Origin of the sequence: Rhodopseudomonas palustris, from assembly GCF_013415845.1 — a bacterium.
GTDB lineage: Bacteria > Pseudomonadota > Alphaproteobacteria > Rhizobiales > Xanthobacteraceae > Rhodopseudomonas > Rhodopseudomonas palustris_F.
On record NZ_CP058907.1, the window covers coordinates 2828703 to 2845166 of the forward strand.

11 protein-coding genes are annotated in these 16464 nt (G+C 59.8%); 6 read left to right on the plus strand and 5 right to left on the minus strand.

The genetic code is table 11. The annotated features are described in order from the left end of the window. Window positions 1–77: 77 nt before the first annotated feature. From HZF03_RS12905 to HZF03_RS12920, 4 genes are all read right to left on the minus strand, one after another. Complete coding sequence (locus HZF03_RS12905; protein ID WP_165858125.1) at window positions 78–1175, minus strand: ATP-binding protein; 1098 nt, start codon at window positions 1173–1175, stop codon at window positions 78–80. Window positions 1176–1236: 61 nt separating this feature from the next. Next, the gene (locus tag HZF03_RS12910) at window positions 1237–3321 is read right to left on the minus strand and encodes a Mu transposase C-terminal domain-containing protein (protein WP_119018504.1); all 2085 of its coding nucleotides are present in this window, start codon (window positions 3319–3321) and stop codon (window positions 1237–1239) included. Between the two features lie 109 nt (window positions 3322–3430). After that, complete coding sequence (locus HZF03_RS12915; RefSeq protein WP_133303235.1) at window positions 3431–4084, minus strand: hypothetical protein; 654 nt, start codon at window positions 4082–4084, stop codon at window positions 3431–3433. 1250 nt (window positions 4085–5334) lie between these two features. After that, entirely contained in the window at window positions 5335–5964 is a 630-nt protein-coding gene (locus HZF03_RS12920) for a GntR family transcriptional regulator (protein WP_165858173.1), read from the minus strand. Between the two features lie 236 nt (window positions 5965–6200). On the opposite strand from HZF03_RS12920, the gene HZF03_RS12925 reads away from it, so the two are divergent. The 6 genes from HZF03_RS12925 to HZF03_RS12950 all read left to right on the plus strand — a co-directional run bounded on the left by HZF03_RS12925 (window position 6201) and on the right by HZF03_RS12950 (window position 14447). Next, window positions 6201–7202 (plus strand): ABC transporter permease, encoded by a 1002-nt coding sequence (locus tag HZF03_RS12925; RefSeq protein WP_234832330.1) that lies wholly within the window; start codon window positions 6201–6203, stop codon window positions 7200–7202. Window positions 7203–7247: 45 nt separating this feature from the next. Then, window positions 7248–8267 carry a sugar ABC transporter substrate-binding protein gene (locus HZF03_RS12930; protein ID WP_234832329.1) on the plus strand — a complete coding sequence of 340 codons (1020 nt, stop codon included), beginning with the start codon at window positions 7248–7250 and terminating at the stop codon, window positions 8265–8267. A gap of 81 nt (window positions 8268–8348) precedes the next feature. Next, window positions 8349–10538, plus strand: a complete 2190-nt coding sequence (locus HZF03_RS12935) for an ABC transporter permease (protein WP_119019769.1) — start codon at window positions 8349–8351, stop codon at window positions 10536–10538. Then, window positions 10522–11637 carry an SMP-30/gluconolactonase/LRE family protein gene (locus HZF03_RS12940; RefSeq protein WP_119019768.1) on the plus strand — a complete coding sequence of 372 codons (1116 nt, stop codon included), beginning with the start codon at window positions 10522–10524 and terminating at the stop codon, window positions 11635–11637. Before HZF03_RS12935 ends, HZF03_RS12940 begins: the two co-directional genes overlap by 17 nt. Before the next feature lie 9 nt (window positions 11638–11646). Then, the gene (locus HZF03_RS12945) at window positions 11647–13188 is read left to right on the plus strand and encodes a sugar ABC transporter ATP-binding protein (protein WP_119019767.1); all 1542 of its coding nucleotides are present in this window, start codon (window positions 11647–11649) and stop codon (window positions 13186–13188) included. A gap of 47 nt (window positions 13189–13235) precedes the next feature. Beyond that, a complete protein-coding gene (locus HZF03_RS12950; RefSeq protein WP_119019766.1) occupies window positions 13236–14447 on the plus strand; it encodes an acyl-CoA dehydrogenase family protein in 1212 nt (403 codons plus the stop codon). 68 nt (window positions 14448–14515) lie between these two features. On the opposite strand, the gene HZF03_RS12955 is transcribed toward HZF03_RS12950, so the two are convergent. Then, window positions 14516–16441 (minus strand): AAA family ATPase, encoded by a 1926-nt coding sequence (locus HZF03_RS12955; RefSeq protein WP_119019765.1) that lies wholly within the window; start codon window positions 16439–16441, stop codon window positions 14516–14518. Window positions 16442–16464: the final 23 nt, after the last annotated feature.

Genomic DNA, 16464 nt, shown 5'->3' on the forward strand with positions numbered 1-16464 from the left:
TCTCGTGCATGACGAAGAAATCATTTAACGACGCGCACGACGAGCAGTGGCCACGACGATATACAAGATATCAATCGTTAGTTCGTTTGCTTGCGCGCACGGCTATTCGGCTTCGCCAATTTCATCGTCTCTGGCGGTACGTCAATTTCTCTCTCTACAAAGATCTTCGAGCAATCGATCTCATGCCAAAGAGGGGCCGTGAACGGATTTCGGTCGGCGGCAACTCCACTTTTGTGCGCATAAATAGCCGCAAAGTCGTCCGTTACAAGTTGATTACAGCCGCCCCGTAGCGCATGCTCGATAGCCAGATGCGTCAGGACAATCGAGTATCCATAGGCATTCAATGCTGCATGAGCGAGTCGCGCGATGAAGTCAGCTTTGACATCCTCGCGGTCTCCCAGCATTGCCCTTAGATTTGCTGCCTTGGCGTAGGACTCGACCATATGAACGAGATCGCCGTGGTTCTCGTGATTGATCTCCTCAAACGGAACGATAGTAAAGCGCCGGAGCAATTGCGTGTCGAATTGGAGAAACGGCTTTAGGGTTTCGACGCCCGAGAGAATGATCGTGATGCGGTGGTTGTCGATGGCAATTTTGAGCGTGTCTGCCATCTGCTGAAGCTCCTTGTCAGGCATGTTATGAACGACATGCTGCATCTCGTCGAAATGCACGATGAACTTACGCATTTGATGCAATCGTTCGAAGGCCATCTCCCACAAGCGGTGGGCAGGGAGGTCGCGTTGGACCGCGTAGCCGGTCGCACGAAGCAGCGCGCGAGCAAGCTGCATGGAGGTGCAGGGGCTTGGCACTGTGATGCTAATCAAGGGGGATCGGGACGTCGGTTCAGCGTATCCTCGCAAAACGGAGTGCTTCTCAAAATATCGCTGAAGCGAACGGGATTTTCCGCCTCCCGTGCGACCGATCAGTGCCAAACCACCGCCGCTCTTTCCGCGATTCTCGAACGACGGCGGAAGTGTTTCGTCCCTGCGTTTGACGGCTTCGCGAATGAGCAAGCGAAGGGCCTCGGCCAGCTTGGCATCCCGCTTGGTCGGAAGAAATTTGGCGCGGATGGTCTCCATGATCCTGAAATCCGTTGAGCTGGATGCTTCTTCATGGAGGAGTGCGACAGGATCAGCGGCGAGTTCTGCGCGATCGGTCATGTTGTCGTGAGGCATGATAGTTGCTCCGGTTTGTGGAAAGGCGTAGCGCGACCTGCGATCGCTGTTGTTGGGGCAATCAGTCCTCGAGCTCGGGGCGGTAAGCGGTGCCCGGACTGTCACTGGGAATCGGAGTGGCCTTCGGTTGGGCGACCGCCCCCGGGAAACCGGTGCCCAAGATGTCGTCCGGGTGCTTGTCTTCGGCAACGTCATCGCTGACGATGTCAAAGCCGAGCGTTAGGCCGTTCTCCTCCCAGTCCAGTTCCTTCGCAGTCGGACGGGTGCCAGAGATGGCGGTACGACAGACAGCGTCTTCGGCGATTGCAGAGATCGCCCGGATCGCGTCATGGACGATGTGTTCGTAGACTCGGGCACCAGCAGCGTGACGGCGACGGAGGTCCGCAACAGCGTCCTTCCAAGTATTGAAATCGACGCCCCGAAGAGATTTGCGGACGGCCGGAACGACGTTCCAGCGGCCATCGAACCAGGCGGAGATGTGGCCGATGTCGGAGGTGTCGAAGCGTACGTCGAGATCGGTGTCCCCGACCTGGCGGCGCCACTCTTGCATCTCCTCGGATTGGTAGTAATTGCCGCCGACGCGAACGCCGCGCGTGTCGAGATTGCGCTTCAAAGGTACGCCAAAAATGTCACGACGTTCGTGGATATTGGGGCAGGGGGCGGTTCCGTAGAGGGCCGTCAGACGGACCCACGCATTATAGGGCGTCTCACCGCCGAGACCTTCGTGCGGCGTGTGGTGATAGATATCGACAATAAAGCGCGTGAAGATCATCGGAAGCTGTTTGCTGAGGATCGAGATGCGTTCGTCCGCTTGGTAATCACCCTTCTCAATGATATTGCTGAAGGATCGCCCAGTGAAGTAGGGCATCAACATCGTGTGAAACGTGCCCAGCGATCGCTCGATATGCCCGCGCATGTGCGATAGTCCGGCGGGAGCGTTTTCGTAAACAGAGCCGAGACAGGCGATCGTTCCGCGGAATCCCGAATCGATGAAGGGAGCACCAGCATCTGGCGAGTAGCCAGAGCCAGGGCCGCGTTGGATCCAGTCGGATTTGCACCCTGCGGATTTAGCGATTGCACTTTTGTCGGAAACGCTCATCGCCAGCGCGGCGATGGCATTCTGCGCATCGTCGAGTTTGGAGATGCGAAATCCAAGGACGCATCTCGTCGCAACGTCGAACACCACACAGAATTTGAGCCGCTCCTTCTTGAGATGTTTGCGGTCTTCGGCCGTCAGTTGCTGATCGAGACCAAGGTCGTTCATGATCGTGTGCAACTGAATCGTCCATGTGTCGATTTGGACGTGCTGAAGCGGGCGGGTCACGTCAAGGCCATTGCCGACGACGGCAAAGCGTGCGCGAGCGCTCGAGATACCGTGACGACTTGCATGAACCTCGAACTGGTTCAGCTTCTGAATTCTACGCCGAAGCGTTGCTCTCGCGGGGGGCGTAAGTCGCGGTAGTCCGTCGGCATCACGCTGCAGGTTGACCGCGGCGAGCTCCGAAAGCAGCCTTCCGTGAAGCAAGCTGATAGTCGGTCGCGATTCATGACAGTATGCGATGGCGTACTTAGTCAGTAGAGTGTGGATTTCTGGATCGATGTTCGAGATGGGATTGCCGCTGTGACGATGCCGAGTGCGCAGTGCAATGACGTTGCGCTGGCCATCCTCGTAGTGTTTCAGCCAACGGCGCAAGGTCCGAGGCGAAGGCGGCCGCTTGTCCTTGATCCAGACGTCGCAACGCGTTCCATCGGTGAGACGACGAACCTCGATATCGATGATTGCCTTTTTGATCTGCGGATCGGTGCGGGTCACCGTCTTGTCAGCGGCCTCCATCGCGAGGAATTGCGATACGTAGTATTCACGGCGCAGCAAAAGGTTTTGCTCCTCAGTTTTTAGGTCGGACAGGCTGTCCACGCCTGCCATAAGGCGAGCGCGGGCACGGGATTCTTCGAACCAATTGCGGTCGATGCGCATCTCGCCGGAATCGATCAATTTGACGATCTCTTCGTGCGTGAAGGGTTCGTGCAGCTCAACGCTGTGGCCCGTACGGGCGAGGACGTATCCGACGGCATCACTGGATACGACACGACGTTCAGAGTTCTTCAGAATGATACGATCGTTTTTGCCGATATTGATCTTGGTCATGACGGTCTCGAACTGCGGGCATGTGGAAGCGATGCGTCGGGTCGCAACTGCCGACGCTCATCGGGTGTGAATGCTCGCTGTGAAGGCGAGCGTCAGGGGGGATGCGTGGCTACGTAACGAAGACGGGACGAATGAACGAGTCGTAGGTGATACGCTCTCTCGGATTTACCGGCTCGAATACGCGATGAACGATGAGGCGAACGATGGAACGGAAGCCCATCGCACCGAGGCCGCTTGCAGCCACGAGATCGGCAATACGCATTGAAGTAGTGATTTGGTTGGCAAAAGCGGCCATTGCCTCATCGTGTTCCTGTACGGGGAAACGAAGGAAGTCGTATGCTTGCGTGGCGTTGTAGCGCGCTGCGTAGGAGAAATCAGCATCGGTTACCAAATGTACGGTAGCAGTTCGCGGCGGAATCTGCGCCGCGATGAGGCGAAGGGTCGCTTTGATCCCGGAGCGTTCAACACGCTTGGCGGGCTTGACGGCGACGTACATGCGGCTGCCATCGTGGTTGATCACAAGGAAATCGAAAGTGTGGTGGCGGAGAGTGTTACCGTCGCGATAAGCTACGGCGGGCGGCTGGTCTTCAACCGTGGCCGTCTTCGTACGTAGCGTGAGCATAAAGAACACCATGAGCTCAAGATGGCTCTCGAACACGATTACACGGTTCTGGAAGACGGCGAAGCCGCGACAGGAGCCGCGAGACTTCAGGGCGATCTTACGCGTGGAGCGTGATTGCTCGGGCGGGATAGAGTAGTTCACGACGACCTCCGGACGCATCTCAAGCGTTCCGGGAATGATTACCCGGCAGCCTTGAGCGAACATTTTCCTCCCAATCGATGTATCGAGAGGACCGTGAGCCGCGGAGTTGGCCGCGGCGTCAGCGGGCTATGTGGTCGTTGTGGAAGTTAGGATGATTGTACACAGCAGTTCTCCTCGACCGAGCGCTTGGACGCCCGACGTTTAACACCAGGACCGGAAGTCCTGGATGCCTACCGAAATCACTGCGCTGTAGCGCCGAGCAATCAGTGTGCTATGTTGGAGAATGCAGCAGAGATTAGATGAGTGCTGGCGAAGAGGGCGCGAGCGATAATCTTCATGCGGACCTCCTCTGTTTGTGGATCTAGAATGATCCAGATGCACTCTATGCTCGCCTCGGCGAACACGGCCAAACAAGTCGTTGTTTGGTGGCCGGTTAACTACCTGAGGGAACCCGACTTGAAAAGATCTTCCCGAAATCGGTTATTTGGAATGGTTAACGGTCAGTCGCATATATGCGTTCAATTTGGCTGATGCGTTCGTTCCTTGATCAAAGGGTGAATCTTCTAACATCGCTCCTCAGACGCGAAAGGGCCGTCTTCTTCCATTGCGATGTGAGATCGCGACATTGTTCGCGGATCCGACCGATGCCCAATGCGAGCGTTGATGGAGGGCAGGATCGTCGGACCATCATTCGACCCTGAAGCTCAGATGGCGAAGTATGTGTAGACGTCTGCTTTTCGAAGGTTAGAGATCGTCAGATAAGTTGAGGAATGCTTGTCGGATCATTGTGCAGGACCGAAGGCCTGCTCCATCTTAACAACAGAACCCGTCCGAGGGCTCGAAGTAGGCGAGCACGAGCCAGGAGTTCCGTCGCACGTTCCTTGCTGCGTGTAGTTCTCCGCAAGCGTCTTCCAGTGTTTTCGCGATAAAGCTGGGGTCGCGGAAGCACGGGGTTTCTCTATAAGGTGTGGCACTATTCAGATTGGACACTGTGGGTACGGACGGCCAACGAGCCCAACGTGCGGCCGCAACGGACGTGGGTGGCTTAGCGCGTCGGCGAGCACCACGGTTTTATGGGATGCGTTGTGACATTGATTTGGATGAAGCGCGATCTTATGAGTGCGAAGGAGACGACTTCATGCACGGGGATCGGAGGCTCGGTGGACGCTTAAGCGCAATATGCTTAGGGGACGACTGATGGCGCGGTTATTCTGTGAAATGTGAATCATGGGGGGGGGGCAATAATGCGATCAGTCCGAAAATCGTTCCAGGAGTGCGGCGCCTCCGATCAGTATGTCCTGGCTCATCGCGTAGCGGGCTGCCTTTGCATCGCGACCCTTGATTGCTTCGATGATGGCGATATGGCCGTGCTCGCGGCCATGGAACGGTCGGCTCGTGCCGTCGTACAACGCCGATAGGATAGGGCCGAACTGCATCCATAAGTTTTCGACTAGTCGAAACAGGGCGGGCGCTTGCGCCAGGCGGCAGACTGCGAAGTGGAAGTTCTCGTTTTCGACCAGCGCCCTCGCATAGTCGCGTGCCAATTCTGTCTCGATGTAGCGGGCGTGGATCTCTTCAAGACGCGCAAAATCGGCTTCCGTCGCATGCTCGGCCGCGCGGGCGGCACCTTCGCCTTCGAGCAGGCGTCGCAGATCGCGAATTTCAATGCAGCGCGCGCGCGTCAGCCGCGGTACGATCACCGTCCCGCGCTCGTCGATCGTCAGCGCGTGTTCGGACGCGAGACGCAGAAGCGACTCGCGAACCGGTGTCACGCTGATGCCGAGCTCATCCGCGACTTGCCGTGCAACAAGCTTCTGCCCCGGCTTCAGACGGCTCCGCATCAAAGAATCTCGGATCGCCGCATAAGCCTGCTGGCTCACGCTCTCCTTCGAGATCGGTCGTCCGAAGGGGTGGGACTGAAGGTCATCTTCCGACGGCCTGCGAATGGTTATTGACATGCCAGGAACCTTATGATGTTTTGTTATAACAAATAATATACAACTAACAAGAGTGGCTGCGCGCAAGCTGCAGTCACAGAGGGCGAACTGCCCCGCGAGGAAACGCCGTTCGCGCGATTGATCGTTCGAGCGCTCGGCCGAAGGACCAGGAGGGGAACGTGTCCAGCGAAGCGTTGGCCCGCGCGCGTCGTCGTGCGCCTTTCAAGCCAAGTCAGTCGTTGATCGTTCTCGGTGTGACTCTCGCGCTGTTCGTCGTGCTCAGCGCCGCGCTTCCCGGGTTCGTCACGCTCGGCAATTTGTTTACCTTGGCCCGCAACATCTCGATTCTCGGCATCCTGGCGCTCGGCATGGCCGTCGTCGTGATCGGTCGTGGTATCGATCTGTCACAGATCGCGACGCTGGCCTGTTCGAGCGCGATCGCGGTCACCCTGATCAACGGCGGATGGCCGCCGGCCGCAGCTATCGCCTTCGGTCTCGTACTCGCCATCCTGATCGGCGTCATGAACGGCTATTTCGTCTCCGTGATCGAAATTCCGCCGCTCTTCACAACGCTCGCATCCGGTCTGCTGGTGCTCGGGCTCACCCGCGCGCTGGTGGTCCCGCACTACCAGGTGTTCCTACAGCCGGGGCACGAGTTCTTGCTCATGCTAGGCGGAACGGTGCTGGGTGGCGTACCGGTGCCGCTGATCGCCTTCGCGATCTGCGCGCTGTTGCTGCATCTGTTCCTGTCGCGCACCGTGATCGGGCGCTTCATCTACGCGCATGGCGACAACGCCCAGGCCGCGCGGATGTCCGGTATCGCGACGCGTCCTCTCACCATGATTGAATACGCACTGTCCGCGACCATCGGCTATGTCGGTGGCATCATCATGGTCGGATCGACCTCGCTGATGCACCTGCAGGTCGTCGAATCCACAATGATCTTCGACGTCATCCTGGTTGTCGTCCTCGGCGGCATTAGCCTCGTCGGCGGCCGTGGCAACGTACTCAGCGTGATCGCCGGCACGCTTTTGATCGGCGTGCTGCTGAACGCGATGACGATCATGAATCTCGATATCCAGACCCAGGACATCATCAAGGGCGCGGTGCTGCTGCTCGCGATCGTTCTCGACAGCTACATTCATCCGCGCGACGAAGAGACGGCCAAACAGGGCGATTAGTGCCGCCAGATTCTAACAAATAATGATAGCACCGGGAGGACGACAATGATCAGAAAGAGTGGCGAACACGGGCGCCTGCGCCCAGGAATGCTCGCGTTGGCGGCGGCCGCGCTGATGTTCGGCAGCAGCCATGCAAGCGCTGCCGATCCGCGCGCCGAACTGCTTCAGAAATTCGAGAAAGCCGTGAAGGGCAAGACCGTCGCCTGGGTACCGGTCTGGATGGGCGTTCTCGAGGGCGAGTGGACTCGCGTGATGAAAGCCCACTTCGACGACTACGGGATCAAGATGGTGACGCGCGATCCGAACATGAAGTCGGACGTGCAGTTGCAGGCGGTGTCGTCGCTGATCAACGAGAAGCCGGACGTGCTGATCGTGCAAAATCCGACGACAACTCTGCTGGCGCGCGAGCTGAAGCGGGCGATGGACGCCGGCATCAAGGTGATCCAGGTTAACATGGCGTCGAACCAGCTCACCGACGCCTATGTCGGTGCCGACGTGCCGAAGCTCGGCCGCATGCTAGCCGGCGAGGTCATCAAGGCGTGCGGCGGCGGCAAGGGATCGGGCAAGATCTCGATCCTTCAAGGTGAAGCGACCGCGGCCTATTCGCTCGACATGGTCAAGGCGGCGATGGAGGTGTTCAAGACCGACCCGTCGATCAAGGTCGTATCCTCGCAGCCGACCAATTGGGATGCCAACAAGGCCTCCGACATCACCACCAACGTGCTGCAGCAGAATCCAGACCTTTGCGGAATTTTCAGCGTCTGGGGGCCACAGACGGTCGGCGCGGCGCAGGTCGTGAAGAACGCCGGTAAGAAGGGCGAGGTGAAGATCTTCGTCGCAAGCGATGGTCAGCCCGCGGATTGCGACATGGTGGAGCAGGGCCTGTTCACCAAGAACCTGTCCTACCGCGCCGATACGCAAGGAGAAGCGATCGCCAACGCGGTGCTGACCCTGCTGCAGGACAATAGGCCCGCCGGGACGACCCAGCTCGCCTACTACACGACGAACTATTGGGTCTCCAGCAAGGACGATCGTCAATATTGCTTCGTCGTGCCGAAGGAATAGCCGGCTCTCTCAGCTTTGTCCCGACATCACGGGCGCCGTTCCACAGAGGAGCGGCGACCGCTGTCCGAAAGTCCGTGGCTCATGAAGTCCCTACGACGTCTGTGGTATCGCCTTTCGCCCCAGCTGCTGCTCGGTGAGCTCCTGGAAAAGCGCTGGATGGAGCCGATCGTTCCGTTCACGCTGCTGTTGGTGGTGTTCGTCGCGTTTATCGTGATGATCCCCGGCTACACGTCGATTCCTCAGCTTCAGCAATTGATGCGCAGTTTTCCGGAGCAGGGCTTCGTGGCGATGGCGATGGCCATTTCCATTCTCTCCGGCGGGCTTGATCTCTCGGTCGGCGCCGTCTTCGCGATGGCGGATTTCCTGACGCTGTATTTCCTGATGGTCCTGGAGTGGCCGCTGCCGCTCGCGATCGTCGCCGTGATGGGGTGGGGGGCGTTGATCGGCGCGATCAACGGCGGACTGATCGCCTATGCGAAGACGCGGCCGTTCCTCACCACGATGGTGGTGCTGATCATTCTGCGCGCGGCCTACAACAAGATCACGGGGCAATACGCCGTCGAACTGGCCTCCGCATCCTCGGACAGCGCGGCGTGGGATTATCTCGGCGGAGGCTTTCTGTTCGGGATCCCGATCAACATGGTCTGCCTGCTCGTCGTCGGCGTCGTGGCTCATTTTTATCTGACGCGCATCCGCTCGGGTGTCCACATCATGGCAGTCGGCTCCAGCCGCAAGGCGGCACGCCATGCCGGCATCGACGTGAAATGGTCGCTGTTCATGGCCTACGTGTTGTCCGGCATGATGGCGTCGCTGGCGGGCATTCTCTACGCCGCCCGGCAGAACAGCGCTGGCACCGACACCGGCGTCGGCTGGGAAGTCAACGCGCTCGCGGCTGCGGTGCTCGGCGGCATCAGCCTGTCGGGCGGACGCGGCACCATCAGCCGGGCGCTGATGGGTGCCGCCATCATCTTCCTGCTGATCAACGGCCTGGTGCAGCTCGGTACGCACGGCAGCCTGACCACCGCGATCATCGGCGCGATCCTGCTCGCGGCCGTGGCCTTCAACGTCAAGTTCGTGAAGAACAAGGGCAAGCTGCTGCAGAAGATCTACGTGACGCCGTCGCTGGTGGAGTTCGAGCCGCCGGCCTCGATCGCGCGGGACAGCGGCACCGTGTTCGCCGAAAACGATCGGCTGAAGAATGCCGAGGCGATCGCGCTCGACAAGATCGAGGGGCCGGAAGACATCATCCTCGACGAGGACGATCATCTCTACACGGTGAATCGCAACGGCTCGATCATCCGGTTTCTCGCACCGGACTACGAGGTACGCGAGGAATTCGCTCGTATCGGCGGCCGACCGCTCGGGATGGCGCTCGACCGCGAGAAGAACATTCTGGTCTGCGTAGCCGGCATGGGCGTCTATGGCGTGAAACCCGACCGCACCGTGTTCAAGGTCACCGACGAGACCAATAGGACCTGGTATCGCTTCAAGGACGACTCGCGGCTGTGGCTCGCCGACGATCTCGACGTTGCTCCAGACGGCAAGATCTATTTCAGCGACGCGACCACGCGCTACGACCTTTCGGATTGGGCGCTGGACGGCTTCGAAGGGCGGGGCAACGGGCGCATCGTTTGCCACGATCCGGCGACGGGTAAGACCAACACCGTCCTGTCAAATCTGGCCTTCCCGAACGGCGTATGCGTGTCTCACGACGGTCGTTCGGTGCTGTGGGTCTCGACGTGGCTCTGCCGCATCTATCGCTACTGGATCGCTGGCGAGAAGGCAGGCCAGCTGGAGCTGTTGGTCGACAATCTGCCGGGCTATCCGGACAACGTGAATCGCGCCTCCGACGGGACCTATTGGCTCGCGCTCGTGGGCATAAGGTCGCCGGTCTACGATTTGGCGATGGCGGACCCTGCCTTCCGCACGCGGATGGTGAAGCAGATCCCGCCGGACGAGTGGATGTGCCCCGGCATTAACAACGGCTGCGTCATCAAGTTCGACGATACCGGCCGCGTCCTGGAATCACTCTGGGATCCGGGCGGGCGTTCGCATCCGACGATCACCTCGATGCGCGAACACAAAGGCTATCTCTACATCGGCGGTCTCGAGAACAACCGTATTGGTCGTGTGAAATTGCCGAACGCCGACGTCAACTGGACCGGTTGGACTTCCTACTGGGCGTCGAGCGTCAACAGTTATCCTGACGCCGAAGCGAGCAACGTCCATCGGATTTCTGCAGCGAGGGCGAAGTATGTCTCTGGCGCGTGACATCATCGACCGCATTTTCCATCCGAATCGCGATGTTCACGCGATCCCAGTGCTGGATGGAAACTTCTCACCGAACGAGCGCCTCGACCGCGCGCTTGTTCTCGGCGAGCCATTCGATGCTCCGGACGCGCTCGCGCTCGACAGCAGCGGCACGCTTTATGTGTCGAGCGGTCGAACCATTCAGGCGTGCCACGGGCCCGACTTCGCTGAGCGACGGACCTTCGCGACGTTCGACGTGGATGTCGGCGCTTTGGCGTGGTTCACGTCGACAGGACTCGTCGCCGCTTTGTCGGGGATGGGGATCGTATCCCTGACGGCAGAGGGAGAGATAGCCGCGCGCTTGACGAGTGTAGCGGGCGAGCAGCTGCGATCCGTGACTGCGCTGGCGATCGCAGACGACGGCCTGATCTATATCGCCGATGGTTCGCGGCACAATCCCGCCGCCGAATGGCACCGGGATCTGCTCGAGAAGCGGGCACCATCCGGCCGGATCATTGTCTGCGATCGACAACTTTCAGATGCCCGCATTCTGGCCGACGGCCTCGATTGGCCCGCGGGACTCGTCGTGTCTCATGACGGTCGCAGCCTGCTGGTCACAGAGGCCTGGGCGCATCGGCTGAGCGCGCTGGCTCTCGACGGAGGAACTCAGCGCGCGCTGGTGACGAACTTCGCCGGCTATCCGTGCCGGATCTCGCGCGGCTCGCGGGGCGATTACTGGCTCGCGTTCTTCGGCTTGCGCACGCAATTGATGGAGTTCGTGCTGCGCGAGGACGCATTCCGCATGCGGATGCTCGAAGCCGTCGAGCCGCATCTGTGGATCGGCCCGCGGCTCGGCGGCACGGCCGACTATCGCGAGGCGATGCAAATCGGGCGGATCAAAAAGCTCGGCATCCAGAAACCCTGGGCGCCGCCGCGGTCTTACGGCCTTGTCGCCCGCATCGGAACGGACGGTGCGGCGCGCGAGAGCTATCACAGCCGTACGTCCGGAGAGGTGCACGGTATCACGGCAGCGTTGGCGGATCTCGCGGGGCAGGTCTTCGCCGTGTCGAAGGGGCACGGCAAGTTGATCAGACTGCCCACCGGCCCCGTGTTCGAGTAGGAGGACGCCATGAGCTCTATCGAGATTGCTCCGGTCCTGCAAATCGCCGCAGGAAGCAAGGTGTACAGCGGCGTTCACGCGATCGACAAGGTCGACTTCACGCTCCGTCCCGGCGAGATCCATGCCTTGCTGGGCGAGAACGGCGCCGGCAAATCCACCTTGTGCAAGGCGATTGCGGGGGCCATCAAGCTGACCTCCGGCGACTACTATCTCGGCGGCGAGAAAGTATCGTTTTCGTCGCCGGGCGAGGCTTTAGCGCAAGGCGTGGCGATGGTCTACCAGGAAACCAGCCTGGTCCCATCGATGACCGTGGCGCAGAATCTCGAACTCGGGATGGAGAAGTGGTTCACCGTCTACCGCAAGATCAACATCGCCGCGCAGCAGTCACAACAGGCCCTGAATTTCAATGTCGATCCGCTCGCACTTGTGGAAACGCTTGGCACCGCGAAGCGGCAGATGGTGGAGATTGCGCGCGCCGTTCGTCACAATGCGCGCGTCATCGTGTTCGACGAGCCAACCGCCAGCCTGACGCCGGAAGAAATCCAGCATCTCTTTCACCTTCTGAACAGTTTGCGTGCGAAGGGCGTAGGCGTCATCTTCATCTCGCACGCGCTGGAGGAAGCGCTGAAGATTGCCGACCGGATCACGATCCTGCGCGACGGAAAGCTGGTGCATACCGGGCCGGCGAGCGAACTCGATCGCCCGAAAATCGTCCGGATGATGGTGGGCCGCGACGTGGCCAGCAGCCACTACGCGGCCGCGGAAATCGCCGGTGACGCGGCGCTTCCAGTGGCTCCGGCCGAAACACCGGCCGAGCGCAAGCGCGTGCTGGCGGTCGAGAACGTGACGATGGGCAACGTCGTCAAGAATATGTCGTTCTCGGTCTATGAGGGTGAGGTCGTCGGCATCGCGGGCCTCGTCGGCTCCGGCCGAACCGAAATTGCGCACATCATCTGCGGCGCGCGCAAACGCAACTTCCTGCGCGGCGGGCTGGTCTATCTCAACGGCAAGCCGATCCGCTATCGCGTGCCGCGTCAGGCGATCCGCGACGGCATCGTCTACATCACCGAAGACCGCAAACTCGACGGCTTCTTCGAAACCATGACAGCGGACGACAACATTTATCTCGGCTATCTCGCCTCACCCAAGGGGCGCAGCTGGTTCTATTCGCTGAAGAAGCGCAAGCAAGTCGCCGACCGCTGGGTCAAGGCGCTGTCGATTTCGGCGCTCAAGCGCAGTCTGAAGATCATCGAATATTCAGGCGGCAACCAGCAGAAGGTGGTGGTCGCAAAGTCGCTGGCGCAGGAGCCCTCCTTGGTGATCTTCGACGAACCGACGCGCGGCGTCGACGTCGGCGCTATCCCGCAGATCCATGCGTCGATCCGCGAACTTGCCAAGAGCGGCAAGGCGGTCGTCGTGATTTCCTCCTATCTACCCGAAGTGCTGGCTCTGTCCGATCGCGTGCTGGTGGCCCGCGGCGGACGGATCGTCGAGGAGATGCCTGCGTCCGAGGCGACGGAAGAAAAGATTATGTACGCCGCGATTCACTGAACGAGGGCGAACCCGCCCTCTGCCTTTCAAGCTCTTTGTGAGAAGCCATGCTATATCCCGAGTCCGAGCGCGTCACCGCCGTCAAGCACCGCCTGTTGTCCTTTATGGACCGTCACATCTATCCGAACGAGGCGCGTTTCTACCAGGAGGCGGAGGAACTCGGCCCCTGGAAGGTCTATCCGACTGTCGAGGAACTCAAGCCGCTTGCGCGCGAGGAAGGGCTCTGGAATCTGTTTCTGCCCGACAGCGAGCACGGCGCGGGTCTTACCAATCTAGAATATGCCAGCTTGTGCGAAGTGATGGGGCGGTCGCATCTCGCGCCCGAGGTGTTCAATTGTTCGGCTCCGGACACTGGAAATATGGAAGTGCTGGCACGCTACGGCACCGCCGAACATCAGGAGCGCTGGCTGAAACCGCTACTGGCCGGGGAAATTAGGTCGTGCTTCGCGATGACCGAACCCGCGGTCGCGTCCAGCGACGCCACTAATATCGAGAGCCGCATCGTGCGCGAAGGCGACAGTTACGTCATCAACGGGCGCAAATGGTACACGACTAATGCCACCGATCCACGCTGCAAGATCTGCATCTTCATGGGTAAGACCGATCCGGAAAATCCGAACAGGCATCAGCAGCAATCCATGATCCTAGTGCCGATGGATACGCCTGGCGTAGAAGTGCTTCGTCCAATTCCAGTGTTCGGTTTCTATGGCGTTCCCGACCGCGCGTCCGAAGTCGTGTTCCGTGACGTGCGGGTGCCGGCATCGAATATTCTGTTGGGCGAGGGGCGTGGGTTTGAAATCGCGCAGGGCCGCTTGGGACCGGGGCGGATTCACCACTGCATGCGGTTGATCGGGCTCGCCGAGCGAACGCTGGAAAAGCTGTGCCGGCGTGCGGCCAGCCGCATCGCATTCGGCAAGCCGGTCTCGGAGCAGACCGTGACGCAGGAGCGAATCGCTGAATCGCGCATCATGATCGAGCAGGCTCGGCTGCTCACGCTCAATGCGGCCCATGCGATGGACACCGTCGGCAACAAGGTCGCTAAGACCGAAATTGCCATGATCAAGGTCGCGGTCCCGAACATGGCCTGCCAGGTGATCGACTGGGCCATCCAGGCGCACGGCGGCGGCGGCACGAGCAACGATTTCGGCCTGACGGCCGCGTACGCGACCGCGCGCCTGCTACGCCTGGCCGATGGTCCGGACGAAGTCCACCGCAACCAAATTGCCCGGCAGGAACTGAAGAAACATTCGAATAAATAGTTTCGTCCGGGCGAAGTATGCTCAAGCGGAGGTTCTTGTTGTATCTACGGCAGAAAGGACCGCTGAGTTCAAATAGAACGCAGTTGGGTCTCGATGTCTGCCTTAGAGATCTTTTGGCGTTCGCTCAGGAGCCGGATGATTTCGCCAAGCCCAGCTGCGTGTTTGGCGATGATATTTTGGGCCCTCTCGAAACATTCTTCCAGTGTTTTCGCGACAATTCCGTTGAGCAACGAATCTGTCCGTAGGCGTGCCATCACATCGTTTGGTCGTCGGGACGAAAGATAAACGAGGCTTTCACCAAGACCTAGCGAGATCTCCATTGTCGCCGCGACGAGCGTCGCCTGTCGGAGGTCTGAATCCTCGGACCCGCCGCCGCCATCGGCGTAGTGCCCGAGTACGAATTCCTCGGCTGCAAGGCCTGCGAGAAGGATGGTGATTTGGGCCAAATATGCCTCTCTCCCGAGGTTGCGGCCCGGGATCTGTTTCATGACGGTGCGACCACCAGATCCGTCCAGACCCACCTCCCGGCAGACGTGGCTTTCGACTAGACGACTTCCGGAGAGCTCCGCGAGGAGGTAGCCAACCATGGCGTGGCCAGCCTCATGGATGCAGGCCTCATGGAAGGCCTCTGCGGTCTGCACGATCCGAACCGGAAGGCCGTGTAGAAGATCGGCAAACGCCATCGGACGCTGTTCAGAACGAGCCTTCCGCCGTGCGTCCCGGACCACCTGTTCGATCACAGCTCCGGAAGCGCCCTCCAGGCGAGATGCGATGTCGGTCAGATCGGCAGAGACACAGTCATCTCGGAGATGGTGGCGCAGAATTCCAATACGAGCGTCGAGGTCGGGCAGGGGGATTTTGACATGCTTTCCCAAACGCCCAGGCCGCACAATGGCTTTATCGATCTTTTCCGGGAGATTGGTCGCCCCGACCACCACCACGCCCTCACGCCCGTCTACGCCATCGAGGCATTCCAGGAAGGCGTTGATCACCTCGCGGGCATACTGCTCGTTCTTTCCTTCGAGCGTCTCTCGATCCCCAAAAGCATCGATCTCGTCGATGAAAAGGATGCTAGGAGCATTCACAATGGCTTCGTGGAAAGCTCTCCTCATGGCCTTCAACAGGTCATTCAGATAGCCAGCCGCTTGCCAGCGGGCGAGCGAGTGGATATGGATCGGAACCCTGCAGGTGCGAGCCAGAGCCTGTGCGAAGGTCGTCTTGCCTGTGCCGGTTGGGCCAGAGACCAGGACGCCGCGATCGACATCCGCCCATGGCAATCGCCCGGCCCGATAGCCATCGAGGTCCTTTGCAAGTTCGCGGCCCCAGACCGCGGCCTCCCCAAGTCCGTGTAGATCGTCCAAGCTCGGCATGGTCACCACGGCGGATCGCCTCTGAGGGCTCTTTGCGAGCTGGTCCTTCTTGACCCTCCTGAGGCTCTGCTGGATGTGCAGCCTGCTTCGACCTGGCTTGATCAACATACTTACCAAGGTGAGTGGCTCCCCCACAGCAGTGGCAAGAACTTCGTCAGTGAGCCCGCGAATTCCGGCTGCGCGGGAGGCTGCCTTAAGGGCCGATAAGTCAGGGATGGGGAGGGACAAGATCCCATCAGCTGCTAGGCGAAACGCCAGTGGAAAAGCGTCCTCGTCGAAGGCGAAGCCGATGACGTGATCATTTCCGGCCAACGTCTTGCCAAGCTCATTTTCGCGAGTTTGTCGAACGGACGCGTCACTGTTCCAACTCAGGATCTCCGGCCGGATGACGCGCTTCGCTCGATCTGGGTTGCGATAGAGCTTGCGCGCCGCCTCCTTGAAAGTCTCGCCATCGGCAGCATTGCGCAGGACGAAGCCAACAACGGAAACGCACCCGACCAGTACGTGATGCATACGGTTCTGGCGCAGGGAGCGGACTAGCAGTTGCCGCGCGACTGCCACGCCCACGTCAGTCGTGCGTTGAAGTGGAACCACGCGCGATCTCGAAAGGTTTCTCAGGTTCATTGCTGTCTCCGGAGTTCGACACG